The organism is Acinetobacter sp. 1294243, assembly GCF_000588015.1.
Lineage (GTDB): Bacteria > Pseudomonadota > Gammaproteobacteria > Pseudomonadales > Moraxellaceae > Acinetobacter > Acinetobacter pittii.
This window is the reverse complement of record NZ_JFXG01000024.1, coordinates 17347-43373: the sequence shown is the minus strand read 5'-3', so window position 1 is coordinate 43373 and position 26027 is coordinate 17347. Positions and strand designations below refer to the sequence as shown.

The 26027-nt window shown below is 39.7% G+C and carries 30 protein-coding genes; 22 read left to right on the top strand and 8 right to left on the bottom strand.

Going from position 1 to position 26027, the window contains the following annotated elements:
- Window positions 1–299: 299 nt before the first annotated feature.
- The 5 genes from J655_RS22335 (at window position 300) to J655_RS22315 (ending at window position 3133) form a co-directional block, all read left to right on the top strand.
- Window positions 300–608: a BolA family protein gene (locus J655_RS22335; RefSeq protein WP_005804768.1), complete on the top strand. Its 309-nt coding sequence runs from the start codon at window positions 300–302 to the stop codon at window positions 606–608.
- Window positions 609–619: 11 nt separating this feature from the next.
- Entirely contained in the window at window positions 620–1012 is a 393-nt protein-coding gene (locus J655_RS22330; RefSeq protein ID WP_005071964.1) for a SirB2 family protein, read from the top strand.
- Window positions 1013–1088: 76 nt separating this feature from the next.
- Window positions 1089–1931 (top strand): ParA family protein, encoded by an 843-nt coding sequence (locus J655_RS22325; RefSeq protein ID WP_005071966.1) that lies wholly within the window; start codon window positions 1089–1091, stop codon window positions 1929–1931.
- A 10-nt stretch (window positions 1932–1941) separates the two neighbouring features.
- A complete protein-coding gene (locus J655_RS22320) occupies window positions 1942–2328 on the top strand; it encodes a hypothetical protein (RefSeq protein ID WP_002114091.1) in 387 nt (128 codons plus the stop codon).
- Between the two features lie 214 nt (window positions 2329–2542).
- A complete protein-coding gene (locus tag J655_RS22315) occupies window positions 2543–3133 on the top strand; it encodes a LysE family translocator (protein WP_005804766.1) in 591 nt (196 codons plus the stop codon).
- Between the two features lie 8 nt (window positions 3134–3141).
- Here J655_RS22315 and J655_RS22310 read toward each other — a convergent pair whose 3' ends face one another.
- A complete protein-coding gene (locus tag J655_RS22310; RefSeq protein WP_005071971.1) occupies window positions 3142–3783 on the bottom strand; it encodes a DedA family protein in 642 nt (213 codons plus the stop codon).
- Window positions 3784–3977: 194 nt separating this feature from the next.
- Here J655_RS22310 and J655_RS22305 point away from each other — a divergent pair, with 194 nt between their 5' ends.
- A complete protein-coding gene (locus J655_RS22305) occupies window positions 3978–4415 on the top strand; it encodes a DoxX family protein (protein WP_002114126.1) in 438 nt (145 codons plus the stop codon).
- Window positions 4416–4481: 66 nt separating this feature from the next.
- Here J655_RS22305 and J655_RS22300 read toward each other — a convergent pair whose 3' ends face one another.
- The gene (locus tag J655_RS22300; RefSeq protein WP_014208114.1) at window positions 4482–5699 is read right to left on the bottom strand and encodes a DUF445 domain-containing protein; all 1218 of its coding nucleotides are present in this window, start codon (window positions 5697–5699) and stop codon (window positions 4482–4484) included.
- A gap of 385 nt (window positions 5700–6084) precedes the next feature.
- On the opposite strand from J655_RS22300, the gene guaA reads away from it, so the two are divergent.
- The 7 genes from guaA to J655_RS22265 all read left to right on the top strand — a co-directional run bounded on the left by guaA (window position 6085) and on the right by J655_RS22265 (window position 11883).
- Complete coding sequence (gene guaA / locus J655_RS22295; RefSeq protein WP_002114136.1) at window positions 6085–7653, top strand: glutamine-hydrolyzing GMP synthase; 1569 nt, start codon at window positions 6085–6087, stop codon at window positions 7651–7653.
- Between the two features lie 65 nt (window positions 7654–7718).
- On the top strand, window positions 7719–8507 hold the full coding sequence (locus J655_RS22290) for an ANT(3'')-II family aminoglycoside nucleotidyltransferase (RefSeq protein WP_005804765.1): 789 nt from the start codon (window positions 7719–7721) through the stop codon (window positions 8505–8507).
- Window positions 8508–8721: 214 nt separating this feature from the next.
- Window positions 8722–9228: a PadR family transcriptional regulator gene (locus J655_RS22285; protein WP_005804764.1), complete on the top strand. Its 507-nt coding sequence runs from the start codon at window positions 8722–8724 to the stop codon at window positions 9226–9228.
- Window positions 9229–9287: 59 nt separating this feature from the next.
- The gene (locus J655_RS22280; RefSeq protein WP_002114086.1) at window positions 9288–9593 is read left to right on the top strand and encodes a DUF3861 domain-containing protein; all 306 of its coding nucleotides are present in this window, start codon (window positions 9288–9290) and stop codon (window positions 9591–9593) included.
- A gap of 156 nt (window positions 9594–9749) precedes the next feature.
- Window positions 9750–10697, top strand: a complete 948-nt coding sequence (locus J655_RS22275; protein WP_005071982.1) for a pirin family protein — start codon at window positions 9750–9752, stop codon at window positions 10695–10697.
- Complete coding sequence (locus J655_RS22270; protein ID WP_002114081.1) at window positions 10694–11101, top strand: OsmC family protein; 408 nt, start codon at window positions 10694–10696, stop codon at window positions 11099–11101. Before J655_RS22275 ends, J655_RS22270 begins: the two co-directional genes overlap by 4 nt.
- 113 nt (window positions 11102–11214) lie before the next feature.
- Window positions 11215–11883, top strand: coding sequence for a glutathione S-transferase (locus tag J655_RS22265; RefSeq protein ID WP_005071984.1), 669 nt, complete (start codon window positions 11215–11217; stop codon window positions 11881–11883).
- Window positions 11884–11923: 40 nt separating this feature from the next.
- On the opposite strand, the gene J655_RS22260 is transcribed toward J655_RS22265, so the two are convergent.
- A complete protein-coding gene (locus tag J655_RS22260) occupies window positions 11924–12538 on the bottom strand; it encodes an SPOR domain-containing protein (RefSeq protein ID WP_005804763.1) in 615 nt (204 codons plus the stop codon).
- Window positions 12539–12695: 157 nt separating this feature from the next.
- Window positions 12696–14486 (bottom strand): arginine--tRNA ligase, encoded by a 1791-nt coding sequence (gene argS, locus J655_RS22255; RefSeq protein ID WP_017482407.1) that lies wholly within the window; start codon window positions 14484–14486, stop codon window positions 12696–12698.
- A gap of 494 nt (window positions 14487–14980) precedes the next feature.
- Here argS and J655_RS22250 point away from each other — a divergent pair, with 494 nt between their 5' ends.
- Window positions 14981–16678, top strand: a complete 1698-nt coding sequence (locus J655_RS22250; protein ID WP_005804761.1) for an NAD-dependent malic enzyme — start codon at window positions 14981–14983, stop codon at window positions 16676–16678.
- Window positions 16679–16722: 44 nt separating this feature from the next.
- On the opposite strand, the gene J655_RS22245 is transcribed toward J655_RS22250, so the two are convergent.
- A complete protein-coding gene (locus J655_RS22245) occupies window positions 16723–17643 on the bottom strand; it encodes a Dyp-type peroxidase (protein WP_005804760.1) in 921 nt (306 codons plus the stop codon).
- 158 nt (window positions 17644–17801) lie between these two features.
- On the opposite strand from J655_RS22245, the gene J655_RS22240 reads away from it, so the two are divergent.
- Window positions 17802–18428 (top strand): LysE family transporter, encoded by a 627-nt coding sequence (locus J655_RS22240; protein WP_032053195.1) that lies wholly within the window; start codon window positions 17802–17804, stop codon window positions 18426–18428.
- Window position 18429: 1 nt separating this feature from the next.
- On the opposite strand, the gene znuB is transcribed toward J655_RS22240, so the two are convergent.
- From znuB to J655_RS22225, 3 genes are read right to left on the bottom strand one after another with little or no spacing between them, the layout of a single operon-like run.
- On the bottom strand, window positions 18430–19239 hold the full coding sequence (gene znuB, locus J655_RS22235) for a zinc ABC transporter permease subunit ZnuB (RefSeq protein WP_032053193.1): 810 nt from the start codon (window positions 19237–19239) through the stop codon (window positions 18430–18432).
- A gap of 3 nt (window positions 19240–19242) precedes the next feature.
- Window positions 19243–20031 carry a zinc ABC transporter ATP-binding protein ZnuC gene (znuC, locus tag J655_RS22230; RefSeq protein WP_005804757.1) on the bottom strand — a complete coding sequence of 263 codons (789 nt, stop codon included), beginning with the start codon at window positions 20029–20031 and terminating at the stop codon, window positions 19243–19245.
- The gene (locus J655_RS22225; RefSeq protein ID WP_002114130.1) at window positions 20004–20501 is read right to left on the bottom strand and encodes a transcriptional repressor; all 498 of its coding nucleotides are present in this window, start codon (window positions 20499–20501) and stop codon (window positions 20004–20006) included. The genes znuC and J655_RS22225 overlap by 28 nt, the downstream gene beginning before the upstream one ends.
- A gap of 127 nt (window positions 20502–20628) precedes the next feature.
- On the opposite strand from J655_RS22225, the gene J655_RS22220 reads away from it, so the two are divergent.
- From J655_RS22220 to atpA, 7 genes are all read left to right on the top strand, one after another.
- Window positions 20629–21468: a metal ABC transporter substrate-binding protein gene (locus J655_RS22220; protein WP_005804756.1), complete on the top strand. Its 840-nt coding sequence runs from the start codon at window positions 20629–20631 to the stop codon at window positions 21466–21468.
- Between the two features lie 170 nt (window positions 21469–21638).
- Window positions 21639–22037 carry an ATP synthase subunit I gene (locus J655_RS22215; RefSeq protein WP_005072004.1) on the top strand — a complete coding sequence of 133 codons (399 nt, stop codon included), beginning with the start codon at window positions 21639–21641 and terminating at the stop codon, window positions 22035–22037.
- A 104-nt stretch (window positions 22038–22141) separates the two neighbouring features.
- Window positions 22142–23017, top strand: coding sequence for a F0F1 ATP synthase subunit A (atpB, locus tag J655_RS22210; protein ID WP_002114072.1), 876 nt, complete (start codon window positions 22142–22144; stop codon window positions 23015–23017).
- A gap of 84 nt (window positions 23018–23101) precedes the next feature.
- Entirely contained in the window at window positions 23102–23347 is a 246-nt protein-coding gene (atpE, locus tag J655_RS22205; protein ID WP_031950971.1) for a F0F1 ATP synthase subunit C, read from the top strand.
- 38 nt (window positions 23348–23385) lie between these two features.
- Window positions 23386–23856: a F0F1 ATP synthase subunit B gene (locus tag J655_RS22200; RefSeq protein ID WP_001024691.1), complete on the top strand. Its 471-nt coding sequence runs from the start codon at window positions 23386–23388 to the stop codon at window positions 23854–23856.
- A 12-nt stretch (window positions 23857–23868) separates the two neighbouring features.
- Window positions 23869–24405 (top strand): F0F1 ATP synthase subunit delta, encoded by a 537-nt coding sequence (locus tag J655_RS22195; protein WP_002114070.1) that lies wholly within the window; start codon window positions 23869–23871, stop codon window positions 24403–24405.
- Window positions 24406–24451: 46 nt separating this feature from the next.
- Window positions 24452–25996: a F0F1 ATP synthase subunit alpha gene (gene atpA / locus J655_RS22190; protein ID WP_002114049.1), complete on the top strand. Its 1545-nt coding sequence runs from the start codon at window positions 24452–24454 to the stop codon at window positions 25994–25996.
- The last annotated feature ends 31 nt before the right edge of the window (window positions 25997–26027 follow it).

The following is a 26027-nucleotide window of genomic DNA, read 5'->3' as shown; positions in this document are numbered from 1 at the left end:
GGAAACGAGACTCGAACTCGCGACCCCAACCTTGGCAAGGTTATGCTCTACCAACTGAGCTATTCCCGCGTGCCGCTTATAATACATTAAGCAAAACAAGGGTCAACAACTTTATGCAAATAATTATGCTGATTGCATAAAATAAAAACAGAAATGACCATTTAGCGGTATTTTTGTTGTTAAGTTGCCGAATAAATAGACATTTTGTTTGAAGTCAAAGCATACAAGAGCAACTTTTGTTTGTGTGTAGACAAGGTATACTAGGTTCAAATATACGAATAATCGTAAAAGGAAAAGCTATGAGCCTTGAACAACAGTTGATTGAACGGTTACAAACACTTGCACCTAGTCATTTGGAAGTGATCAATGAGTCTGCCGGGCACGGTGGTTATTTTCCAGGCAAGGAATCTCATTTTAAAGTGATTATAGTGAGCAACGAATTTAATGGATTGCGTTTAGTTCAACGTCATCAAAAAGTATACGCGTTAGCTTCTGATTTAATGAATCCAGGCCAAATTCATGCTTTAGCGATTCATGCTTATTTGCCAAGTGAGTGGCAAGGTCAAGCACCTGCTAGCCCAGAATGTGCACATGCACCTAAAAGCTAAGGGTTAATTTCATGGATGCACATTTACTCACTAAAATTATTCATATGACTGCGGTAGCTGCTGCACTTATGGTCTTTGTTTTACGCGCTTCAACTCTGTTTATAGGTGTTCAAGGTGAACAACCCAATCCAGCAGGGCGTAAAGTATTAGTTGCCTTACAACATTTGTCATTTACCGTGGTTTTCATTACGGGTGCAATTTTGTTAGTCATGAAAGACTTTCAAGTACAACCGTGGTTTTACGCTAAAATTATTCTATTTTTAGTGTTGTTATCTTCCTTGATGAAAGCCTTTAAAAAAGATGACACTCTTTTGTTGGCACAGCGCCGTGCAGGTTTAGTCATTAGTGCGATTGCATTTATTGCTATTATTATCTTAGTGATTGTGAAACCTGTTTTTGCTTAATTGTTCTACATTCTTTGCCTTTTTGATTAAGCTCTAGGTTAAACTGCGTACAGTAAAATAATATGCAGAGGGAAACATGTTAACTCGTGTGGTGTTTAACCAAAAAGGCGGTGTAGGGAAATCAAGTATTACTGTAAATTTGGCTGCAATTAGTGCCAAACATGGCTTAAGAACATTGGTGATCGATCTTGATCCTCAAGCCAATTCTAGTCAGTATCTTTTAGGTGACGAAGCAACCTATTCTGCTGAAAAATCAATTTTAGAGCCAAATATCGAAAATTTCTTTGATGATGTGTTGGGCAACAATCAACAAAAGGGTTTAATCGGTAACGCATTAGGTTCAATTTTAAAAGCTCCAAGAAATAAAGATCTCGACAGTTTTGTTCATTCAACTCCTTTTGCAAAATTAGATGTGCTTCCAGCAAGCCCTACACTTGGCGCGCTTGAACATGCGCTTGAAAGTAAACATAAAATTTATAAATTACGTGATTCGATCCAAAACTTAGTTGGGCGATATGACCGTATTTATATAGACACACCACCAGCATTTAACTTTTTTACTCTTTCTGCTCTGATTGCGGCAGATAAAGTACTTATTCCTTTCGACTGTGATGTTTTTTCAAAGCGTGCGTTACAAACATTGATTGAAAATGTTCTCGAAACGCAAGATGATCATAATGATCGCTTGGAAATTGAAGGAATTGTGGTGAATCAATTCCAATCCCAAGCAAAATTACCTCGGGAAGTGGTTCAGCAGTTAAAAGATGAAGGGTTGCCTGTACTCAATAGCATGTTACCGCCTTCGATTTTGATGAAAGAATCGCATCAGAAAAATTTACCTTTGGCCCATTTGGCACCCGAACATAAATTGACTCAAGCTTATGAGACATTGTTTGGTGAGATTGAGCCAAAACGATAAGAGAAAAATGATGAAAGGCTTATATATTGCGCCTTTGGTGGCAGCCACTTTACTCCTTGGCGCTTGTGCTACAACGGTAAAACCGACTTATGTGTCTCCGACACAATATCAATCTTTGAGCTGCCAACAGCTACAAAGTGAATATAACCGTATTCAGCAATATATCGACAATGGCGTGCAAACTCCAAAAAGTACAGGTATGGGTGTTGGTCTTGGACTCGGTGGTGGCTGGGGACGAGGTGGTTGGGGATTCGGTCCATCTATTTCTGTAAATATGGGACAGTCTTCTTCAACGAAAAATACCGAACTTTCACGTGTTTTAGGTCAACAAGAAGCAATTGTTCAGGCTGCTCAGTTTAAGAATTGTCCAATTATTGTCCGTAAAAAGACCAATTAATAGTCAACTTTACATCACAATATGCTAACTAAGGCATGTTGTGATGAATAAAGTTTAGCAAAATGTTTCATAATAAAATTAATATAAATAAGTGGTTTATCAATTTTTAAGCTTCCAAAATTCTGTATTTTCTGTAATCAAAAAGCCTTATAAACTTGCTATATTTTGCCTGTTTCGTTTAAGGTGGCCCCATCTTGGATATTATGGAAACTTTATGATTGAGAGTTGGTTTTTTGTATTGGCAATGTTGGCTGTTTTGCTCATTCCTGGGCCGACAAATGCTTTACTTGCAACCGCTGCTCATTCTCAAGGTTTATCTAAAGCATTTTGGCTTATTCCTATGGAATGGTTAGGCTATGCCTACGGTATTAGCTTTTGGGCTGTGTTTATTCATTTGGCAGCACCAGTTTGGCCGGCGTTATTGCTCATTTTACATATTATAAGTGTGGCGTATGTGTTCTGGATGGCATTCCGATTATGGAAAACCACCCATTTACAACAATTTAGTCAAACTCACCGTAACATTCGCCCACGTCAATTATTCTTCTCAACCTTAAAAAATCCGAAATCTTTACTTTTTGCTGCAGGTATTTTCCCTGCCGAAACATGGAATTCGCCTGAAAATTGTCTAATGGTATTTGGTATTTTTACATTGACGCTCATTCCAGCTGCGAGTTTCTGGATGATTTTTGGACGTGCACTATTAACGGGCCCAGTACAAAAAATAAAAGCCGATCATTTATATAAAGGATCGGCTATGTTGCTTATTTTATGTATGCTTCCAGTGGTATTCCGTTTCTTCTAAATTAAGCCTTAAGCATTGGTTTTACGGCTTTTTAGCTTTTCACGTATAAAGCCGATGATGCCCGGTAAAACACTAATAATAATGATGCCAAAAATAAGATGAGTGAAGTTATCTTTAACGATTGGCATATTTCCAAATAGATAGCCCAACGCCACAAAAGAAGCGACCCAACAAAATGCGCCAATCACATTATAAGTTAAGAAAAACTTATAGTTCATGCTACCAGCACCCGCAACAAAAGGGGCAAAAGTACGGGCAAATGGAACAAAGCGAGCAAAAATAATCGTCTTGCCACCATGACGAGCAAAGAATTCTTGAGTTTTAATTAAATGCTGCTTATTAATGAATCGTGAATTCATTTCAAATACACGTGGACCGATAAAACGACCAATATGGTAGTTCACTGTATCGCCTAAAACGGCAGCAATGAAGAGTAGAGCACCCAATAACCATGGATCCATCGCACCTGTAGATGCTGCTAAAGCACCAGCTGCAAATAGTAAACTATCTCCCGGTAAAAACGGCATAACCACTAAACCGGTTTCGACAAAGATAATTAAAAATAAAATGCCATAAATCCACGTCCCGTAATTTGTAATAAACTCGGCGAGATGTTGATCAACGTGTAGAATAAAATCAAGAAGTTCCATGAGATGATTAAGTGGTAAACCGTGCTCAAATCCTAGCAGTGACCCTATAGAAAGTCAGTATAAAACATCAAAAATATACAAATTGATCATCCTGTTTGTGCAACGATATATATGGATTTTGAGTATTTAATTATCAATGTCCCAAACCTAGAATGAGCTCATCAATAAATAAGCATTTAAATAAAGGTGGCAAAATGTTTAATCCAAATGTAGTGGTCAAAAATATCGTAACGCAATCAGGCGCGGACAGTTTTATTAGCCTTATTGCTCGTCTTCTTATGGCTTATATCTTCCTTGTTGCTGGTTGGGGGAAAATTACCGGTTATGCAGCAACTGCAGGATATATGGAAGCAATGGGTGTACCAGGTGGGATTCTTCCTTTAGTGATCTTGGTTGAGTTTGGTGGTGGTTTAGCCTTGTTATTTGGTTTCCAAGCACGCTTTGCAGCTTTTGGTCTTGGTATCTTTAGTATTTTAACTGCATTCTTGTTCCACCAAGGTGGGGCTGATGCAGCGGCACAATACAATAATGGCATCCACTTTATGAAAAACTTAGCAATGGCAGGTGGTTTATTCTTCCTAATGCTTCATGGTGCTGGCCGTATTAGTCTGGATCATGCAATCGAGAAATAATATTCAAGACAAAATAAAAACCGGATGAGCAATTCATCCGGTTTTATTATTTCTTTATTTTAAAAATTAAAGCATAAATTGGATTTGCAATTCCCCAACCACGAAACCAAGAACTGCGCCGACTGCAATCAAGGCCCACTCATCTTCTTTAAATGCAGGACGTAACATCCCTTCAAATTCAGAAGGTGTTAATTTTTGCATACGTTCAATGAGTGTGCTACGAATATTCATTGCATCTTCTGCATAAGACTCTACATATTTCATCGTCTCTGGAAGCTGTTGCATAATACGTTCAGCAACTTGTGATTTCATATTCTGATATTTTTCTCCGCCAATTGCATATACAACTAACGGACGAATAACCCCAGCTTGCATATCAATTTCTTGTTTAACATGGCGGTTAACCAGATCAATAACACGTGCAGAATGTGTACCCGAAAATAACTCTTCCATCATGTGACGTGAAGTCAAAAGCTGTTTAGAAATTAAAGCTGCATAGTCAGCTGCAACTTCATTTTGACGTTTAATAAACAGCCCTTGCCATGTGTAACCCAATATCTTTTTAGGATAAAGTGGTCTAAACATCATTTGTAGTGCAATCCAGTCACTGAAGAAACCCACAAAACCACCAAACAAAGGTAGCATCCAAGGATATTTTCCTTGAGTGACAATCCAGCACAGCATCTGAATCACACCAATACCGAAGCCAAATACAAAACCTACATTACTGAAAAATTTAAATTCTTGTTTCCCTACACGTTTAAAAATATTGTTCAGTAAACGTTTATCTTTAAGCAAGTTACTGATAACAAGATGTTTAATATCAAAGTATCGATTCACATCACGTTGTACTTCGCTCATGATGTGTTCAACAATTTCTGGTGCTTTTGATTGCACACGACGGATGAGTCTTTGGCGAGCAAATTCTGGCATGCCTTCCCATAAACCAGGCTGATACTCTTGAGCAACGTCACGGGTAATATCTTCAGCCGCTGCAAGTAGGGGTTTTTCTATTTCTTTGGCAATACGTTTAGGATCTAGGCGTGCAAAAATTTCTTCAGGCTTAATGAGCTTTGCTGTCATGAGCTCAACAGCAATGGTTGCCATTTTCTCGGCTTTGCGAGGCACGATGCCTTGCCAACCCAAAAATGGTTTAATACCTTTAAATTCAAGTGGTGAAAACATCATCTGGATGGCAACCACCTTGGTGATATAGCCAATTAAACCACTCATAAAAGGAATAGAGACATACAACCAAAAATGTTGCTGGAAATCTGCAATCATAGTTTGAAGCATTGTTGTTCCTTAGATTTCTATTGATTTTGATAGGGGGCAAAAAGCCATAAAAATGGATAATTGTTTAAGCACAGACAAATATCGCTTATGGTATTTACCTTTCCATGGTAATGCCTGTTTTATCGGCTCATCTTAACATCAAATTCAAGGTGATGTTGCATAGAATGTGATGAATTTATCAATACACATGGAGTTTTTAAGCGTAACCCATACAGTTGATAAATATAAGTAAATTTTGATTTATATCAAACAATCCAATTATAGAAATGATTCTGATATGAAAAAAATAAGATATATGATGATTTGCGGTGCGCCGAAGCGCGAAAAATGTTAAAATGGCGCGCTTAATTCTTTTGCCATTTAGTGGTTTGTCATGACTACCAATACTCAAATTACTGAAGATCGTATCCTGATTCTGGATTTCGGCTCTCAATATAGTCAGCTCATTGCACGTCGTGTACGTGAAGCTGGTGTTTACTCTGAAATGTATGCTTTTGATATGTCTGAAGAAGACATTCGCGCTTTTAAGCCAAATGGCATTATTTTGTCAGGTGGACCTGAGAGTGTGCATGAAGAAGGCAGCCCTCGCGCACCACAAGTAGTGTTTGAGTTAGGCGTTCCAGTATTGGGTATTTGCTATGGCTTGCAAACCATGTCTGAACAGTTAGGCGGTAAAGTTGAGCCAGGTACTGTACATGAGTTTGGTTATGCCGAAGTTGATATCGTTAAACGCGACCAACTGATTGGTAACTTACAAGACCGTGAAAACCAACTTCATGTTTGGATGAGTCATGGTGACAAAGTTAGCCAGATTCCAGAAGGCTTTACCATTACTGCAAGCACACCAAGCTGTCCAGTTGCTGCTGTAAGTGATGAAGCGCGTCGTTTCTATGGCGTGCAATTCCACCCAGAAGTAACACACACGGCAAAAGGTGAAGAGTTACTTGCAAACTTCGTTCATAAAATTTGTGGATGTGGCGGTCTTTGGACGCCTGAACACATCATTGATTTACGTGTAGAACAATTACGTGAACAAATTGGTAATGAAAAAGTTCTTTTAGGTCTTTCTGGTGGTGTTGACTCATCTGTCGTTGCTGCGCTTTTACACAAAGCAATTGGCGACCAGTTAACATGTGTATTTGTTGATAATGGTTTACTTCGTTTAAACGAAGGTGACCAAGTGATGCAAATGTTTGCTGAAAACATGGGTATCCGTGTTATTCGTGCAGATGCTGAACAACGTTTCTTAACTGCATTGGCTGGTGAAGTTGATCCAGAGAAAAAACGTAAAATCATTGGCCGTGAATTCATCGAAGTATTTGCTGAAGAAGCACGTAAACTTGATGGCGTGAAATTCTTGGCACAAGGTACGATTTACCCAGACGTAATCGAATCTGCTGCAAGCAAACAAGGTAAAGCACACGTAATTAAATCACACCACAACGTGGGTGGTTTACCAGAAGATTTAGCATTTGAATTGGTAGAACCTTTACGTGACTTGTTCAAAGATGAAGTTCGTAAGTTAGGTACTACACTTGGTTTGCCACATAGCATGATTTACCGTCATCCATTCCCAGGGCCTGGTTTAGGTGTTCGTATTTTGGGTGAAGTGAAGAAAGAATATGCTGATATTCTTCGTCTTGCTGATGACATCTTCATGCAAGAGCTTCGTGACAGTGGTTGGTATGATAAAACTGCTCAAGCATTTGCTGTTTTCCAACCAGTTAAGTCAGTTGGCGTAGTAGGTGATGGTCGTCGTTATGCATGGGTAATCGCACTTCGTGCAGTTGAAACAGTTGACTTTATGACAGCTCGTTTTGCACATTTACCATACGAATTAGTTGATAAAATCTCAACACGTATTATGAATGAAATTAAAGATGTATCACGTGTTGTATACGACGTGTCATCTAAACCACCAGCAACGATTGAGTGGGAATAATTAAATGAAAAGGCAGGATTTAATCCTGCCTTTTTTATATCTGTTTCTTCCGAAGGAGGTGAGAGATGCCTGATTTAATTCAGTTAGAATATCTACAAGAAAAATTACAGCAACTTTTAGCGGAATCATTATTTGCAATTTATCTTTATGGTTCAGCTGTTGACGGTGGTTTAGGGCCAGAAAGTGATCTTGATGTACTGGTCGTGGTCACTCAACCATTAACTTCTGCTTTACGTGAGCAGCTTGCACAAGAATTACTAAAAATTTCACAGCCTGTTGGGGAATTACAAAGACCATTAGAAGTTACTATTTTATTAAAAGATGAGATTCAGTCTGGAATTTATCCTTTAAGTTATGAAATGCAATTTGGTGAATGGCTGCGTGAAGAGCTCAAAGAAGGTGGCACACTGAGCTCACAGAAAGACCCAGATATTAGTATATTGCTTAGAAAAGCGAGATCTCATCATACAGTTTTATTTGGGCCAGCTTTAAACCAATGGGCACCTGAAATTTCTGATCAAGAACTATGGCAAGCAATGTCTGACACTTATCCCGAAATTGTAGCGTATTGGGATGAAGATGCAGATGAAAGAAACCAGATTTTAGCTTTATGCCGGATCTATTTTAGTTTAGTGATGAAGGATATTGCTTCAAAAGACAATGCTGCACGATGGGTTATGTCTCAGCTTCCTGATGAGCAGAAATTCGTATTGCAGCGACTTATACAGGAATATAGAGGGGAAATCGGCAAACAAAATTGGCAAGAGGAGCATTATGCTTTGCAGCCTATTGTCAATTTTTTGAGTTCAAAAATTGAAGAGCAGTTTGAGCAGAAAAGAAATCTGATCACATAATAATTTTTGATTCTGGCTTTATTTACCGACTTTGCTAAACATGTGGCTATATAAGAGTGCTTAAGCACTCTTTTTTATTACTTAGATTTTAAAGCTCAAAATTAATTTTGATAACTATCAAACCAATAGAACAACTCTTATTACTTTTACTTGATCAAAGATATATTAAGATATATCTTAATAATTATAAATTGATCATTTTGGATCTTAAAAGATGAAGCAACAATCAGAACAGCATCATACTGAACATCATCGTTCGGGACGCCGTGGAAGACTTTTTGAAGCTGGACGCATGAAACTTTTGGTACTTCATCTCATTCAGCAAAACCCAAAGCATGGCTATGAAATCATTAAAGAAATAAGTGATTTGGTAGGCGATGGCTATACGCCAAGCGCAGGAACAATTTATCCAACATTAACCAGTCTTGAAGAAATGAATTTGATTAATTTGCTGGATGTAGAGCGTAAGCAATATCAAATCACGGAATTTGGGAAGGCTTACTTAACTGAACAACAAGACAAGTTGAAAGAGTTATTAGAAAAACTACGTTTAAGACGAGAAATCCACAGTAATGATGAATTAATCGAAATTCACCGTGCAATGGAAAACCTAAAAACAGCCTTGCGTTTGAAGCTGAACTCGGCAGGTTTACAGCAAGAGCAGATTTATCAAATTGCCGAAAAAATTGATCAGGCTGCTGTTGCGATTGGGCGCCTATAAGTCGACCTTAAACAAGTTGAAATTTTTCAAAGTTATTAATTTTAAGAGAGAATTTATATATGAAACAACATCAATATCATGTCACGGTACAACACTTAAAAAATGCAAAAGGAGAAGCGTCTACTTATACTGAACGCCTTGAATTCTATGCGGGAAATCATGACGATATTTTTGAAATTGTTGAACGCTTAAAAAAAGCAGATTTTTTTGATGATGAAACAACAAAATCTTTTGGAGTTGGACTAAAACTTTTTAGTGAGGTTATGCTTGAAAACCGTGACCACCCACTATTTCAAGAGTTTCTCCCACAATTTGGTCAATTTATGAAAAACCTAAAACAGCTCGTTAAAACTCAATCATCTTAAGCTGCTCAATGCAGCTTTAATTTTATGTAATTAACAAATGATTGTCTCATTCATAGCACCCTGTGTATTACTAAAAGACTATATTGAATAATGAGTGTATTGTTAAGATCATTACAACGACTCATTGCAAAAGCATAGGTAAAAGAGAGTAATATCATGAGCAATAATAATGATTACGATATTTCTGATTCAAAGGATTGCGAAAAATTTGCCAATCAGTTTATTCAGGAATTTCCAATTCGCTCTGCTGAAATTGGACAGGGGACAGTCATTAAGCGGGCTTTACCTAGCCGACAAAAACGAATGATTGGTGCGTGGTGTTTCTTAGATCATGCAGGCCCAGTAACTTTTCCGGCGGGGGATGGTTTAGATGTTGGTCCTCATCCTCATATTGGTTTGCAAACCTTCACGTGGATGATTGAAGGCACCATGATGCATACCGATAGCTTAGGCTCAAAACAACTGATTCGACCTAAACAAGTTAATTTAATGACGGCAGGTCACGGAATTTCACATACAGAAGTTGCACCTGATACTGAAACTCAAATGCACGCTGCTCAGCTCTGGATTGCCTTACCAGATGCTAAGCGCAACATGGATCCGAAATTTGAACATTATCCTGAACTGCCTGTTGTTGAGAAAGACGGTCTAGAGTTTACCGTGCTTGTGGGTGAATATTTGGCAACGACTTCCCCAGTCTTGGTACATACACCGTTAGTGGGTGTTGACCTCATTGCTACCGAAGATACTAAAACCCGCATTCCATTAAATCCTGAGTTTGAATATGGTTTTATGGCATTAGATGGTGTTGCCCATGTGAATGGCCATGAGTTAACGGCTGACAACATGGTGGTATTAGATACTGGTCTTAGTGAGATCGAAATTGAAGTAAAGAAAGGGAACCGTGTGCTGTTAGTTGGTGGTGAACCGTTTGAGACTCCAATTTTGCTATGGTGGAACTTTGTTGCACGTACAATGGATGATTTAAAAGAAGCCCGTGAGCAATGGATTAACCATGATGCACGTTTTGGTGAAATCCCAGATTATGTTGGTGCACGTTTAGAAGCCCCTGTTCTTCCAGATCAAATGAGAGCATCAAAATGACAGCAGTAATCGCAAGCAGTAAAGCAAAGCCCCTTGCTGAACAATGGAAGGGCGAAATCACCAGTGGTCGTCACCAATATTTTTGTGATGAGCCAGAGAAGCTAGAAGGGCAAGATCAAGGCCCAGCGCCATATGATTTGCTCACTGGAAGTTTAGCCGCGTGTACGCTCATTACTTTAAGAATGTACGCAAAGCATAAGGGTTATGATTTTGGTGAGTTTTCGGTTGAAATCGATTTTCATACCAATAGAGAACATGAAGAACATATAGAACGTCGTATTGTTTTTAAAGACTTGCCAAACGAAGAGCTTCAACAAAAAATCTTAGCGGTATGCGGTAAAACCCCAGTCACTAAAACTTTGTTACGTAGTTTAGACATTCATACTGTGCTTGTTACAGCGTAAAAATGCTATTTTGTTGAGGTGGATGATTTTATATCCATCCCACAAATGGAATAAAACAGCATGTTCACATGCTGTTTTTTATGTAAAAAAGAAAAATAAAAGCAGGCAATAACATGATTAGTGTACACCACCTGGAATGTTCGCGATCGTTTCGAATTCTATGGGCTTTAGAAGAGTTGCGCTTAGATTATGATATTCATTATTATCAACGTCTACCTAACTATTCCGCTCCAGAAACATTGAAATGTATTCATCCTTTAGGTAAAGCTCCAATTTTGACTGATGATGAACAAGTCATCGCAGAATCTGCTGTGATTTTAGAATATTTACAGCAGCGTTATGATCAGAAGCAACAATTTAAACCTAAAGAGCCACAAGATTTACAGCAGTATATTTACTGGATGCACTATGCAGAAGGTTCACTTATGCCGTTATTAGTCATGACTTTGGTCATGAATGGTGTAAACAAACATGTGCCATGGTTAATTCAGCCAGTAGCTAAAAAAATTACAGAAGGGGTGAAGGCAAATTTTGTTCGCCCACGCATGAAAGATCATATTAGTTTTTTAGAAAACTATTTGGCAGAGCATGAATATTTTGCAGGTGACTTTTCATTTGCTGATATTCAAATGAGTTTCCCACTGGAAGCTTTGCAATCACGTTTGCAAGGGAAATACCCTAATATTCAGGCTTTTTTACATCGTATTCAGCAAAGACCCGCATTTCAGAAAGCGAAACAAAAGGGAATTGGTTCTAATGAAAGGAATTGTGCTGATATTTAAAAGAAAAGGAACAATTATTTGTTCCTTTTTTATTTGCCGTTTACTTGCGTTTGATCACGATAGAATCAATGCCGCTATGTTGTAAGGTTTGTTGAGCGGCCAATGCAGCGTCTTGAGTATCATACGGTCCAGAAATAACGCGATACCATGTTTGTCCGTTTTCAGTACTTTTGACTACATCAGCAGATAAGCCATTTAAAATGATTTCTGCACGACGAGCATCAGCCTGATCAGGATCGTTATAACTACGAACTTGTAAAATATATGTAGGTTGCTGAGGAGTTGTAGCTGACTGATTCGGGTCAATTCCTACACTTTCAGAGGCAGCTGGTTGAGTGGTACTTGGTGCCTCAACGATCATAGCAGTGCCTTGATTTTTACTTTCAGGGATCGCTTGTTCAGGAATAGGGGTAACCTGTTGTTGAGGCAATAGGTCGTAGAAGCGATAGTCTTTATTAGTATCTTCTTCTTGATAATGTTCAGAAGTAATCTGATTTTTCGCAGGAACAGGTTGCCAAGGTTTCCAAAGCATAAGCATTACAGCGATACATAAGACCGCCAAAATAGCGACAAGTGTCCCTAACCATTTGGGAATTAGAGGCTTTTTAGGCTTATTAGGTCTTTCAGATACACCGCGTTGCGTTTTGCCAAACACGTGGATTATTCCTCTGTATTTTGATTGTTTTTTAATTCGAGTTTGAGTCTCGTCTTACGATGCTAAAAACAGTGGTTTGTATTGATATTTTAACTATACAAACCACTGCTGACTATATATTGCATGACCTTTAATTTGCTGTCATGCAATATATTTATTACATAGATTCTGGTGCAGATACACCAAGTAATTCTAAACCATTACGAAGCACTTGTTGTACATTGATTGAAAGCAATAAACGGGCTTGTGTAAGCTCTGCATCATCGCTTAATACTTTATGTTCATTGTACCAACCGTGGAACAGGGCGGCTAACTCTTTTAAGTAGTTACCAACCTGATGAGGTTCATATGCATTTGCAGCACGTAATACCGTGTCTGGGTATGCTGCCAGTTTAGCAAGAATCTCAGTTTCTGCATCAAGAGACAAGCGAGCTGCATGTGGACGAGCAGCGTTTACATCGAATTGTAAATCTGTGCTTACTGCTTTTTCTAACATACGACAAATACGTGCGTGTGCATATTGAATATAGTACACAGCATTGTCTTTACTTTGTGAAACAGCAAGGTCAAGGTCAAAGTCGATGTGTTGTTCACTCTTACGCATTACGTAGTAGAAACGAGCTGCGTCATTGCCCACTTCTTTACGTAAGTCACGTAAAGTCACGAATTGACCTGAACGAGAAGACATTTGAACCATCTCGCCGCCACGCCATAAACTTACAAACTGAACTAAAAGAACAGTCAATTTCTTAGAGTCGTAACCCATTGCATCAATCGCCGCTTTTACGCGAGAAATATAGCCATGGTGGTCAGAACCCCAAATATCGATTAGGTCAGTATAACCACGTTGTAGTTTATTTAAGTGGTATGCAATGTCAGATGCAAAGTAAGTCGTTTGGCCATTACGACGCTTAACAACACGGTCTTTTTCATCACCAAATTCAGTCGACTTGAACCAGATGTTGCCATCTTTTTGATAAAGGAAGCCACGTTGATCAAGTGTTTCTAAAGCTTCATCAATTTTTGCACTAAGAGATGCTTCACTAAACCATTGGTTGAACGTTACACCAAAGTCAGCAAGGTCATCTTTAATATCATCTAAAATGGCGTGAAGAGCAGCTTGGTGGAATACACGGTAGCCTTCACCTAATAATTGTTGTGAGTTGGCAATAAGTCCATCAATATGCTTTTCTTTATCGCCAGATAAAACGACTTTGTTACCTTCGCTATCTAGCTCTTCAGCATATTGCACATCTTCTGGTACATCTTTATAAACATTCGCAACTTCACGAACGTAAGCGTCGCCATCTTTATCAATAATGCCTTGTGCGATTTCTTTAACGTAATCGCCTTGATATGCATTTTTAGGGAATACAAGGTTTTGTCCAAGTAGTTCCAAATAACGTAAATAAGTAGAAGTCGCCAAAATATCCATTTGACGGCCAGCATCATTCACGTAGTACTCACGGTCAACTTTAGCACCCGTTGCTTCAAGTAAATTAGCAACAGTCATACCGTATGCCGCACCACGACCATGACCTACGTGTAGGCTAGACGTTGGGTTTGCAGAAACAAATTCGACTTGAATCTTTTTCGCTGCATTTGCTTGGCTACGACCAAAAATTTCTTTTTGTGCTTGAATTTGATCAAGAATAGCAAAACGCTGGTCTGCATTTAAAAAGAAGTTAATAAATCCGGGCCCTGCGATTTCAGCTTTACTGATATCTGCCACTTCTGGTAATGCAGCTAGAACTTTCTCAGCTAGATCACGTGGTTTCATACCAGCAGCTTTCGAGCCGATCATGGCAATATTAGAAGCAAAGTCGCCATGGCTTCGGTCTTTGGTGCGTGTTAAGTTGCTTGTGTTTTTCCAGTCGGAAGGAAGCACCCCTTCTTGTTGAAGAGTTTGCACTGCATGGTCGAGAGCTGCTTGTATTGCCGTATTCATATCAATCGAAAATAGATGTCGCAGAAAAACGTCAAATATAGCAAATTTCCGATGACTTAGGGGAGGGGATTTAATATTCCAATAATTCTTTATGCAAATTACTGATGATTATTTTTTAAATGAATGTCGGTTGATGAATCACCTTACTATTCTGAAAATAATGAATTACAAGCCTTCTGGGTAGTTTTTGTGAGTAAATTACGTGTTTAATTTAATACTATTTCCTGAGGAAATACCTGTTGCCGCTAAATCATATAATTATGGCTTTTAAATTTGAGAAAATAAAAGAAATTTTTAAAATCATAAAAATATTAAGATACTGATTTTTATTATTTATTTTTAAACATGTTTTAACTAAATAGTATTTAATTTTAACATCATGGTTTAAAATATCTATTTTGATCGAATTAGGCTTAAGCTTATACGCACAAAGAGTTTTAGAGACCATACAAAACGTGTTTTTCTCTACTCTAAGCTGGAAAATGAGATAGGCAATGATATCAGGACACCCAAGTAAACATCCCCTTTATATTCCATATGCAGGTTTTACACTTTTAGAGTTACCACTCTTAAATAAAGGTTCGGCTTTCACTGAAGAAGAAAGAAGTAACTTTAACTTACACGGTTTACTCCCCCATATTATTGAAACTATTGAAGAGCAGAGCCAGCGTTCTTATCAGCAATATTGCGCTTTTACTGATGATATCAACCGACATATCTATCTGCGTAATATCCAAGATACTAATGAAACCTTGTTCTATCATCTAATCGAAAATCATCTTGAAGAAATGATGCCGATTATTTACACCCCAACAGTAGGTGAGGCATGTCAGCGTTTCTCTGATATCTATCGTCGTCATCGTGGTGTTTTCATTTCATATCCAGATCGTGATGTGATTGATGATATTTTGCAAAACGTAAATAAAAATAATGTAAAAGTGATCGTCATTACTGATGGTGAACGTATTTTAGGTCTTGGTGACCAAGGTATTGGTGGTATGGGTATTCCTATTGGGAAACTTTCACTTTACACCGCTTGTGGTGGAATTAGCCCAGCCTATACATTGCCAATCACAATTGATGTGGGGACGAATAATCCACAATTGTTAAATGATCCGATCTATATGGGTTGGCGTCAGCCACGTATTAGTGGTGATGAATATTATGCATTTGTCGATATGGTGATTGAGGCTGTGAAGCGTCGTTGGCCAAAAGCGTTAATTCAGTTTGAAGATTTCGCTCAAAAAAATGCGATGCCACTTTTAGAAAAGTATCGAGATAAAATTTGTTGTTTTAACGATGATATTCAAGGAACAGCAGCGGTATCTGTAGGTAGTTTGATTGCTGCAAGTCGTGCAGCAGGCAAGCAATTAAAAGATCAAACAATTGCTTTCTTAGGCGCGGGCTCTGCGGGATGCGGTATTGCCGAGCAAATCGTTGCGCAAATGGTTGCTGAAGGTCTGACTGATTCTGAAGCACGTGCTCGCGTTTATATGGTAGACCGTTTTGGTTTGATCACTGAGAATCAGCCAAACTTGCTCGACTTCCAACGTAAGTTAGCACAAAAAGCTGAGGTGGTTGATCAGTGGGGCAATATTGAAGAAGTGATTTCACTACTTGATGTTGTTAAAAATGCGAAGCCTACAGTGTTAATTGGTGTTTCTGGTCAACCAGGTCTCTTCACAGAAGAGATTATTAAGACCATGGCAGCGAATTGTGAACGCCCAATTGTCATGCCATTGTCTAACCCAACTTCACGTGTTGAAGCAGTACCGGCTGATATTGTGGAATGGACTGAAGGTAGAGCATTAATTGCAACAGGTAGCCCGTTTGCTCCTGTGAATCATCACGGCAAGCTTTATAATATTTCTCAGTGTAATAACTCGTACATTTTCCCGGGCATTGGCTTAGGGGTGGTGGCATCGGGTGCTAAACGCGTTACTGAAAATATGTTAATGGCTTCAAGTAGTGCTTTAGCGAATTGCTCGCCATTACTGAAAGATCCGCAAGCTGATTTATTGCCACCTTTAGGTGAAATTCAGCAAGTCTCTAAAGTGATTGCATTTGAAGTTGCCAAAGCTGCAATGGTCGATGGCGTGGCAGTAACGATTAGTGATGATTTGCTACAGCAAAAAATTGATCAATCATTCTGGAAACCTGAATACCGCAAATATAAGCGTATTCCTTTCTAAGGTTGAGAACGTAAAAAGAGGAGCTTAAGCTCCTCTTTTTTATTTTAGTCTTCTAAAACTTCTTCTAGCAATTCTTCACTAGGTGCAAAGTAATATGCGCCGTCTAGTGGTGTCACGAAATGCAATAAGCGATCATGGATACCATCTCCACTTGTACCAAACATACGTTTTAACATGGCATCAATAATATTCAGGTCCTTGGTGTACGCAATGAAAAATAAACCCTGATCACCTCTGCCGTCGCCATAAGGCAGACTATGACGCAAGATTTCCATTTCTTCGCCTTGATCATCTTCGACAACAGTACGTGCGACATGAGCATTTTCTGGTTTAACGTCATCATCCAGTTCAATTGACTCAAGCTTAGTACGACCCATGACATTTTCTTGAGCATCAACTTTTAGTTTTTTCCATTTTTCTAAGTCATGTGCATAGCGCTGCGCGAAAATGAAACTGCCATCAGCAAAAACTCCCGCGCTTTCTGGCAATAGAGCTGTTTCTGCACGGTCATCTGGAAATTGAGGGTTTTCTGTACCGTCTATAAAGCCTGTAATATCTCGGCCATCAAAATAGCGGAAGCAAACACGCTCATCAAGAACTTCAACTTTATCTTTAATACCTTCAAAAAATGCTTGGCTTAATGCAAAACAAATATCAGAACGCATACTAGCAATATGGATGAGGACATCAGCGGGAACGGCTGGCATGTTGAATGCGCCGTTTTCTGGTTCAAGTTGTTTAAAGCCAGCAGGAGATTGACTGTAAAGTTGCTTCCAAAGTTCTGGACCAAAAGCGACTGCTGTTTTGATTTGCGCGTCTGAATGCTGAGTAATGAGACGGTCGCGTGTTTCAAACAACGCTTCGAGTTGTTCTTTTAATTCATCAATTGATAAGTCTTTTAAACGAAGAACAATAAATCGGGCATGATCTGATGGCAACGGCAAAATGACAGATTGAGCAGTCATTGGAAGGTATCTCCTCAATTATAATTTAGTATGAGCTTTAATTATTGTGCCTGATGCGAAGAGCGGTTAGTAGTCTATTTCTTGATTTTATTGTTTGAATTCTCATCAATATAGTTTTATAAAACAGTATAATTCCACTTTTATTGTCTATTTTTACTATGTCTTTGCAAGTTTGGTTTGCCTATATGTTGGCCTGTTGGGTCATTAGTATCTCTCCGGGTGCGGGAGCTATTGCCTCAATGTCGAGTGGTCTAAATTATGGCTTTAGACATGGTTACTGGAATGCAATTGGTTTACAAGTTGCCTTGGTGCTTCAAATTATGGTGGTGGCAGCAGGTGTCGGGGTTTTATTTGCAACGACTCCTTTAGCTTTTCAGGCCGTTAAGTGGTTTGGCGTAGCCTATTTATTATATTTAGCCTATTTGCAGTGGACAGCACCTGTAAAAGATATAGAAATTCAACAAGAAAAAAGAGATAAATCTGCTTTAGCTCTGCTATTAAATGGTTTTGTAGTCAATATTAGTAATCCTAAAGCGATCGTATTTTTATTGGCAGTTTTGCCGCAGTTTTTAGATTTGAGTAAGCCTCAATGGATACATTATCTAATTATGGCAGCCACTATGATTACGATCGATTTGATTGTAATGGCTGGATATACGGGGCTGGCATCCAAGGTTTTAAGATTACTTAGATCCCCTAGACAGCAAAAATATTTAAATCGGGGCTTTGCTGTAATGTTTAGCTGTGCGGCTTTATTATTGAGCACTGTTCATCAGGCGTCCTAAGTTAAGCCGCCTGTGTTTGATTTTTTACTTTTTGAGTTATAAAAATAACAGCAAAACTTAATGCCATACATAAAACAATACTAAGACCTGTAGAGATATTGAGTGCTGCACTTGACCATAAACCGACACTAACACCGAGCTGGGCTAACACGAATGCCCAAATAACCATTTGCTTTGGTGAGTTTGCCAATAGACGAGCACTTAAGGCTGGTATTACGAGTAATGCACCCATTAGCAAAGAACCCACAGCACGCAAGGCTAAAACTGTAAATAAGGCTAATAACAGCATGAAAATAAGGCGTTGCCAGTTTGCATTCACTCCTTCACTAATTGCGATATCCGGATCAATTGCAAACTGTATTTGTGGCTGCCAAAAACGGTAAAGAATTACGAGTGATATCGCAATAATCAAAGTGAAAACAGGGAGGTCAGGCCAATCAATGCTGAGCAAGTCGCCAAATAAATAACTTAAAAGCTCTGGTCTTAAACTTGGTACATGTTGAATAAACAATAAACCACTACACAGTAATGTCGCTGAGCATAAGGCTAACAGAGCATCGTTGGGCAAACGATTGTCGTGTAAAGCCCATAATACGCCTACCAGTAAACCCGCTGTGCCTGCAACGCCAAGCCATAATGGAAGACTTAAGGCTCCTGCAATAGCAACCCCGAGTAGTGTTCCGTGCGCCATCGTGTCAGCAAAAAAAGACATGCGTCTCCAAAGCATTAAACAACCCAGAGGTGCAGTCAAAAATACCAGCAGGGTTCCCATAATCCATGCGGGCAACAATAATTGTAACCATTCCATCATGGCTTAAGCTTCCGGTTCTGGGTGAATATGAGGGCGGTCATTATGAGGGCAAGGGTGAGCAGCATCACCGTGAGCACAATGGTCATGATGATGTTGATAGAAGACCCTTTGAGTTCCAAATATTGCCTGATATTCAGGGTGTTGCTGAATATTCTCGGGTAGCCCACTACAGCAAATATGTTTATTTAAACACACTACGCGGTGTGTTCCTTGCATAACCCATTGTAAGTCATGAGAGACAATTAAGATCGCACAACCATATCGTTCTGGCAGGCTACGAACATAATCATAAAGTTCCGCTTCTGACTGAATATCTAGACCTTGCATGGGTTCATCAAGAACTAAAATATCTGGCTGACGAAGCAGTGCACGAGCCAATAGTACTCTTTGGCGTTCTCCACCTGAAAGTTGTTGTACTTTTGATTGTTGTAACTTTGAAATACCTGTGTCTTGAATAATTTCCTGACGCAGGGCAGAGCTGCATTTTTCTAAATCAAGAAGGTCCTGAACACGTAAAGGGAGACTGTGTGAAGGGTTAAACTTTTGTGGCACATAAGCCATTTTAAGTTTTTTATGATTGATAACACGCCCACTACTCGGCTGGAGAATACCGAGTAGAACCTTTATCAGTGTTGATTTGCCAGCGCCATTGGGGCCAATTAAAGACACAATTTCATTTTCATGTAAGGCAAAATCAACTTTTTTTAATATATCCCGATCATCACGATGAACAGAAACCTGCTCAAGCTGAATTAATACAGGATTTAAGGAGTTGTGCGGCACTGTTGGCATTTCCCCGAAATTTCAATAATGCTGTGTTGAGCCACGAAGTCATCTGAAGCTGCAAGCTGGTCAAGCTGGTGTGTGAGGCCTTGAGAGGAAGCTTCTTTAACCATATGGCATTCGGTACAAATCAGGAATGCTGCTTGATGGCCTTCACGCGGGTGGCAACAAGGAATATACGCATTAATAGAAGTTAGGCGGTGAATGAGACCTTTTTCTAATAAGAAATCTAAAGTTCTATATACAGTTGGAGGCGCAGCAGGGCGATCAGTTTGACTTTTTATACGTGCCAATAAGTCATAGGCACCCATCGGACCCGAAGCATTTAAAATGAGTTCCAGAACTTCTTTGCGCAAAGGTGTAAGGCGTGCGCCAGTCGCAGAACATAAACTTTCTGCTTCAGCTAAACGACTTGCGACATTATGATGATCATGCACACCATGCAAAGAATCATGATGTTCATGCGAGCAGGAACTCATAGGGGTAACCTCGAATTTTTAACGGAATATTAGCATGAAGCGATGCTTCATTCGATTAATCTTAGGTATTTTTGTAACTTTGTTATATTATAACATGCTTCGAGCTAATTTAAATTGATGGTCTGTCATGTTCCGTTTTTTTGTTTTCAGTATGTTCTCACTTTTGAGTACGTTAGGGTGGAGTCAGGGTTTGGTGGTTTCTACACACCCGATTTATCTGATTGCAAAAGAAGTCACTCAAGGGGTTGAAGAACCACAACTCTTATTAAAGGGACAAACTGGGCATGACGTACAATTAACTCCAGCGCATCGTAAAGCAATTAATGATGCGTCTTTGGTGATTTGGTTGGGTAAAGCGCATGAAGCGCCCTTAAATAAATTATTAGGTAATAATAAAAAGGCGATTGCACTATTAGATAGTGGCATTGTTTCTGTTTTGCCCCAGCGTAGTACACGTGGTGTAGCTTTACCTAATACAGTAGATACACATGTATGGTTAGAGCCTAACAATGCGGTTCGAATTGGTTTCTTTATTGCGGCTTTGCGCTCTCAGCAACATCCTGAAAATAAGGCAAAGTACTGGAATAATGCCAATGTATTTGCTCGTAAAATGTTGCAGGCAGCACAAGCTTACGATAGTTCAAGTAATGGCAAACCGTATTGGGCATATCATGATGCCTATCAATATTTAGAGCGTTCACTAAACTTAAAATTCGCTGGTGCTTTAACAGATGACCCTCATGTTGCACCAACAGCAGCTCAAATTAAGTATCTTAATGATAGTCGACCAAAAAATCAGATGTGTTTGTTGGCAGAGAGTTTTACCACTAAGGGTCAATACCAAAAATTAGGTAACATTACTTTTCAGCCAGTAGACGAGAGCATGAATAATGAGGATGATTTCGTCACTGCATGGAAGAAACTGGCTATAAAAACAGATAAATGTGTATTAAGTACGCAAAAGTAAGATAAAAAGTAAACAAAGGCTGACTGTAGCGTCAGCACCACCTGTCATGAAAAACCCCGACTAAAGTCGGGAAAAGATTGCATGTTCAGGGGTGTAACTCTATAATGCCTGCGATTAAAAGCGATCATCAGCTAAACTTGTCAAGCATTTATGCTGTGAGTGGATAAATAATGAGCCAAACTAGTCGCTTGATTGACCGACGATTAGCAAAAGCTTTGGTCTTCTTACAAGCATGTATGATCCCTGTTTCCGCACTTGTGGCGTGGAGCATAAAAGACATGACAGCAGCATTAAGTGCGGCACTTGGTGCGTTGGTCTGCTGGCTTGCTACGGGTTATTTTTCGTGGCAATCCTTCAGAACAGCAGGTGCACGAGCATCAAAACAAGTGCTGTCTAACATGTATAGGGGCATGTTAGGCAAATTTGCAATCATGATCGTTGGATTTATTTTGATTTTGAGCAATGTTAAACCTTTATCACCGTTAGCATTGCTGTTTGGTTTTATTCTCGTTCAGGCAATGTCGTGGGTCGCTCCGTTTTGGGTGTCACGTCTACAAAAACGGGTGTAGAAACAAGAAGAATTGAAGATTTTTTGGAGGGTGGCGAGATATCGACAGTACGCCGATGTTCGTTTCCCTTCTTTTTAGTAATTGACATTGACCAGGTGTGATTTATGGCTGCTGAAGAACATGCCCTCACTTCGACAGAGTATATCAAGCATCACTTGACCAATATGACCTATGGCAAAATGCCAGACGGTACATGGAAATTGGCTGAGACTGCTGAAGAAGCTCATTCGATGGGGTTCACTGCAATTCACTTGGATTCAATGGGTTGGTCAATTGGCCTTGGTGTGATTTTCTGTTTGATGTTCTGGATCGTTGCGAAAGCTGCAAATGCAGGTGTTCCAACTAAATTCCAGTCAGCAATCGAAATGATCATTGAGTTTGTTGACTCAAGTGTCCGTGATACTTTTCATGGCAAATCACGTTTAATCGCTCCGCTTGCACTCACTATTTTCGTGTGGATTTTCCTCATGAACTTAATGGACTTGATCCCAGTTGACTGGATTCCTCAAGTTGCAGCGTTTGTAGGTGCAAACGTATTTGGTATGGACCCTCACCACGTTTACTTCAAGATCGTTCCATCTACAGATCCAAACATTACTTTAGGTATGTCTTTATCTGTATTTGTACTTATCTTGTTCTACAGCATCCGCGAAAAGGGTGTTGGTGGTTTCGTTGGCGAGTTGGCACTTAACCCATTTAACCCAAGTAATCCAGTTGCAAAAGCGTTGCTTATTCCAGTGAACTTGATTTTGGAATTGGTAACATTCCTTGCTCGTCCGATTTCATTAGCTCTCCGACTATTCGGTAACATGTATGCCGGTGAGTTGATCTTTATCCTAATTGCTTTATTGCCGTTCTGGATTCAATGGGCGTTGTCTGTGCCTTGGGCGATCTTCCACATTCTTGTAATCACGTTGCAGGCATTCATCTTTATGATGCTTACCATCGTTTACTTGAGCATGGCAAGCGAAAAACATTAATGGTATTGCCTAACTATCAAATGATGGTTGGGCTGAATTTTTTTAATTTAATTTGGTAATAACCTAACCTCTGAGGAATTTTTCATGGAACTCACTTTAGGTCTAGTTGCAATTGCATCTGCTATCTTGATCGCTTTCGGTGCTTTGGGTACTGCGATTGGTTTTGGTCTTTTGGGTGGTCGCTTTTTAGAAGCTGTTGCTCGTCAACCAGAATTGGCTCCACAACTTCAAACTCGTATGTTCTTAATCGCGGGTCTTCTTGATGCTGTGCCTATGATCGGTGTTGGTATTGGCTTTTTCTTCATCTTCGCTAATCCATTTGTAGGTTAATCATCTTAATTCCTAAATCCACTATTTGAGGAATTGCAATGAATATCAACCTCACATTGATTGGTCAAGCGATTGCGTTTGCATTCTTTGTTGCATTCTGCATGAAGTTTGTTTGGCCACCACTAATCAATGCGATTAGTGAGCGTCAGCGTAAAATCGCTGATGGCTTAAATGCAGCAGAAAAAGCGAAAGCTGACCTTGCCGATGCACAAGCGCAAGTTAAGCAAGAACTTGATGCAGCTAAAGCACAAGCGGCTCAATTGATCGAACAAGCGAACCGTCGTGCAGCGCAATTGATCGAAGAAGCTCGTACTCAAGCTGCGGCTGAAGGTGAGCGTATTCGTCAACAGGCTAAAGAAGCTGTTGATCAAGAAATCAATTCTGCTCGCGAAGAATTACGTCAACAAGTAGCTGCTTTGGCAGTAACTGGTGCAGAAAAAATCCTGAACCAGCAAGTTGATGCAGAAGCTCATAACGCCATGCTGTCTCAGCTGGCTGCTAAACTTTAAGCGAGGCGAATTATGGCTGAACTCTTGACGTTGGCACGTCCGTATGCCAAAGCAGCATTTGCTTATGCTTCTGAGCAAGGTGCAACAGACAATTGGTCGAATGCGTTACAAGTGCTCAGTGCTGCGGTGCAAGACGAAGCATTTTCCGCTTATTTAAATCGCCCTGAACTTACTCCTGCGGAGCAAGTGAAGCTTTTTGCTAAAGTTTTAGGTGAAGATCAATCTCAAGCAGTGTCTAACTTTTTGACACTTCTTGCAGATAACGATCGTTTAATGCTGTTACCTGAAATTGAAGCAGAATATGAACAGCTTAAATCACAGAATAACAACAATGTGGATGTCGTGATTGAATCGGCTTTCCCGTTAACTGCTGAACAAGAGCAACTGTTGAAATCTGCTTTAGAAAAGCGTTTTAACAGTACAGTAACTGTTTCAGTTGAAGTTAAACCTGAGCTTATTGCAGGTGTTGTAATTCGTGCAGGCGATCAAGTGATAGATGATTCTGCGCTTAACAAGCTTGAAAAAATGCGTACTCGTCTTCTTGCATAATGCAAATGATGAAGACTGAACTAATAAAAGATTGAGGAATAGCGCAATGCAACAACTGAATCCATCCGAGATCAGTGCGCTCATTAAACAGCGTATCGGAGATCTGGACACCAGCGCGACCGCTAAAAACGAAGGTACCATTGTTATGGTATCCGACGGTATCGTGCGCATTCACGGTCTTGCTGATGCAATGTACGGTGAAATGATCGAATTCGACGGCGGCTTATTTGGTATGGCACTGAACCTAGAACAGGATTCAGTGGGTGCCGTTGTTTTAGGTAACTACCTAAGCCTTCAAGAAGGTCAAAAAGCTCGTTGTACAGGTCGTGTATTAGAAGTTCCAGTTGGTCCTGAACTTCTTGGCCGTGTTGTCGACGCTTTGGGTAACCCAATTGATGGTAAAGGCCCAATTGATGCGAAATTAACTGATGCTGTTGAAAAAGTAGCACCAGGCGTAATTTGGCGTCAATCTGTAGATGAGCCTGTTCAAACTGGTTATAAATCAGTTGATACAATGATTCCTGTTGGTCGTGGCCAACGTGAGTTGATCATCGGTGACCGTCAAACTGGTAAAACAGCGATGGCGATCGATGCGATTATCGCTCAGAAAAACTCTGGCATTAAATGTGTATACGTTGCGATTGGTCAAAAACAATCAACAATTGCAAACGTTGTACGTAAGCTAGAAGAAACTGGCGCTATGGCGTATACAACTGTTGTTGCTGCTGCGGCTGCTGATCCTGCTGCAATGCAGTACTTAGCTCCGTACTCTGGCTGTACAATGGGTGAGTACTTCCGTGACCGCGGTGAAGACGCTCTTATTATTTATGATGATTTGTCTAAGCAAGCTGTTGCTTACCGTCAAATTTCATTACTTTTACGTCGTCCACCAGGTCGTGAAGCGTATCCAGGTGACGTATTCTATCTTCACTCACGTCTTCTTGAACGTGCTTCTCGTGTATCTGCTGACTACGTTGAGAAATTCACTAATGGTGCAGTAACTGGTCAAACTGGTTCTTTAACTGCATTGCCAATTATTGAAACTCAAGCAGGTGACGTATCTGCATTCGTACCAACGAACGTAATTTCGATTACTGACGGTCAGATCTTCTTAGAAACATCATTATTCAACGCAGGTATTCGTCCTGCTGTGAACGCGGGTATCTCTGTATCTCGTGTTGGTGGTTCTGCTCAAACCAAGATCATCAAAAAATTGTCTGGTGGTATCCGTACTGCTTTAGCACAATACCGTGAATTGGCTGCGTTTGCTCAGTTCGCTTCTGACCTTGATGAAGCAACTCGTAAGCAACTTGAACATGGTCAACGTGTAACTGAGTTAATGAAGCAAAAACAATATGCTCCTTACTCAATTGCTGACCAAGCTGTTTCTGTTTATGCATCTAACGAAGGCTACATGGCTGACGTAGAAGTTAAGAAAATCGTAGACTTTGATGCTGCGTTAATTTCTTACTTCCGCTCAGAATATGCTCCGTTGATGAAACAAATCGATGAAACTGGTGATTACAACAAAGACATCGAAGCAGCAATCAAAGCAGGTATTGAAAGCTTTAAAGCGACTCAAACTTACTAAGTTTAGTTTTAGTTAAGTTTGGTTCACGGAT

What these genes read in the sequence shown, in the direction of transcription:
- J655_RS22335 (WP_005804768.1), top strand. Translation starts at nt 300, where the DNA reads ATGAGCCTTGAACAACAGTTGATTGAACGGTTACAAACACTTGCACCT.
- J655_RS22330 (WP_005071964.1), top strand. Translation starts at nt 620, where the DNA reads ATGGATGCACATTTACTCACTAAAATTATTCATATGACTGCGGTAGCT.
- J655_RS22325 (WP_005071966.1), top strand. Translation starts at nt 1,089, where the DNA reads ATGTTAACTCGTGTGGTGTTTAACCAAAAAGGCGGTGTAGGGAAATCA.
- J655_RS22320 (WP_002114091.1), top strand. Translation starts at nt 1,942, where the DNA reads ATGAAAGGCTTATATATTGCGCCTTTGGTGGCAGCCACTTTACTCCTT.
- J655_RS22315 (WP_005804766.1), top strand. Translation starts at nt 2,543, where the DNA reads ATGATTGAGAGTTGGTTTTTTGTATTGGCAATGTTGGCTGTTTTGCTC.
- J655_RS22310 (WP_005071971.1), bottom strand. Translation starts at nt 3,783, where the DNA reads ATGGAACTTCTTGATTTTATTCTACACGTTGATCAACATCTCGCCGAG.
- J655_RS22305 (WP_002114126.1), top strand. Translation starts at nt 3,978, where the DNA reads ATGTTTAATCCAAATGTAGTGGTCAAAAATATCGTAACGCAATCAGGC.
- J655_RS22300 (WP_014208114.1), bottom strand. Translation starts at nt 5,699, where the DNA reads ATGATTGCAGATTTCCAGCAACATTTTTGGTTGTATGTCTCTATTCCT.
- guaA (WP_002114136.1), top strand. Translation starts at nt 6,085, where the DNA reads ATGACTACCAATACTCAAATTACTGAAGATCGTATCCTGATTCTGGAT.
- J655_RS22290 (WP_005804765.1), top strand. Translation starts at nt 7,719, where the DNA reads ATGCCTGATTTAATTCAGTTAGAATATCTACAAGAAAAATTACAGCAA.
- J655_RS22285 (WP_005804764.1), top strand. Translation starts at nt 8,722, where the DNA reads ATGAAGCAACAATCAGAACAGCATCATACTGAACATCATCGTTCGGGA.
- J655_RS22280 (WP_002114086.1), top strand. Translation starts at nt 9,288, where the DNA reads ATGAAACAACATCAATATCATGTCACGGTACAACACTTAAAAAATGCA.
- J655_RS22275 (WP_005071982.1), top strand. Translation starts at nt 9,750, where the DNA reads ATGAGCAATAATAATGATTACGATATTTCTGATTCAAAGGATTGCGAA.
- J655_RS22270 (WP_002114081.1), top strand. Translation starts at nt 10,694, where the DNA reads ATGACAGCAGTAATCGCAAGCAGTAAAGCAAAGCCCCTTGCTGAACAA.
- J655_RS22265 (WP_005071984.1), top strand. Translation starts at nt 11,215, where the DNA reads ATGATTAGTGTACACCACCTGGAATGTTCGCGATCGTTTCGAATTCTA.
- argS (WP_017482407.1), bottom strand. Translation starts at nt 14,486, where the DNA reads ATGAATACGGCAATACAAGCAGCTCTCGACCATGCAGTGCAAACTCTT.
- J655_RS22250 (WP_005804761.1), top strand. Translation starts at nt 14,981, where the DNA reads ATGATATCAGGACACCCAAGTAAACATCCCCTTTATATTCCATATGCA.
- J655_RS22245 (WP_005804760.1), bottom strand. Translation starts at nt 17,643, where the DNA reads ATGACTGCTCAATCTGTCATTTTGCCGTTGCCATCAGATCATGCCCGA.
- J655_RS22240 (WP_032053195.1), top strand. Translation starts at nt 17,802, where the DNA reads ATGTCTTTGCAAGTTTGGTTTGCCTATATGTTGGCCTGTTGGGTCATT.
- znuB (WP_032053193.1), bottom strand. Translation starts at nt 19,239, where the DNA reads ATGATGGAATGGTTACAATTATTGTTGCCCGCATGGATTATGGGAACC.
- znuC (WP_005804757.1), bottom strand. Translation starts at nt 20,031, where the DNA reads ATGCCAACAGTGCCGCACAACTCCTTAAATCCTGTATTAATTCAGCTT.
- J655_RS22225 (WP_002114130.1), bottom strand. Translation starts at nt 20,501, where the DNA reads ATGAGTTCCTGCTCGCATGAACATCATGATTCTTTGCATGGTGTGCAT.
- J655_RS22220 (WP_005804756.1), top strand. Translation starts at nt 20,629, where the DNA reads ATGTTCCGTTTTTTTGTTTTCAGTATGTTCTCACTTTTGAGTACGTTA.
- J655_RS22215 (WP_005072004.1), top strand. Translation starts at nt 21,639, where the DNA reads ATGAGCCAAACTAGTCGCTTGATTGACCGACGATTAGCAAAAGCTTTG.
- atpB (WP_002114072.1), top strand. Translation starts at nt 22,142, where the DNA reads ATGGCTGCTGAAGAACATGCCCTCACTTCGACAGAGTATATCAAGCAT.
- atpE (WP_031950971.1), top strand. Translation starts at nt 23,102, where the DNA reads ATGGAACTCACTTTAGGTCTAGTTGCAATTGCATCTGCTATCTTGATC.
- J655_RS22200 (WP_001024691.1), top strand. Translation starts at nt 23,386, where the DNA reads ATGAATATCAACCTCACATTGATTGGTCAAGCGATTGCGTTTGCATTC.
- J655_RS22195 (WP_002114070.1), top strand. Translation starts at nt 23,869, where the DNA reads ATGGCTGAACTCTTGACGTTGGCACGTCCGTATGCCAAAGCAGCATTT.
- atpA (WP_002114049.1), top strand. Translation starts at nt 24,452, where the DNA reads ATGCAACAACTGAATCCATCCGAGATCAGTGCGCTCATTAAACAGCGT.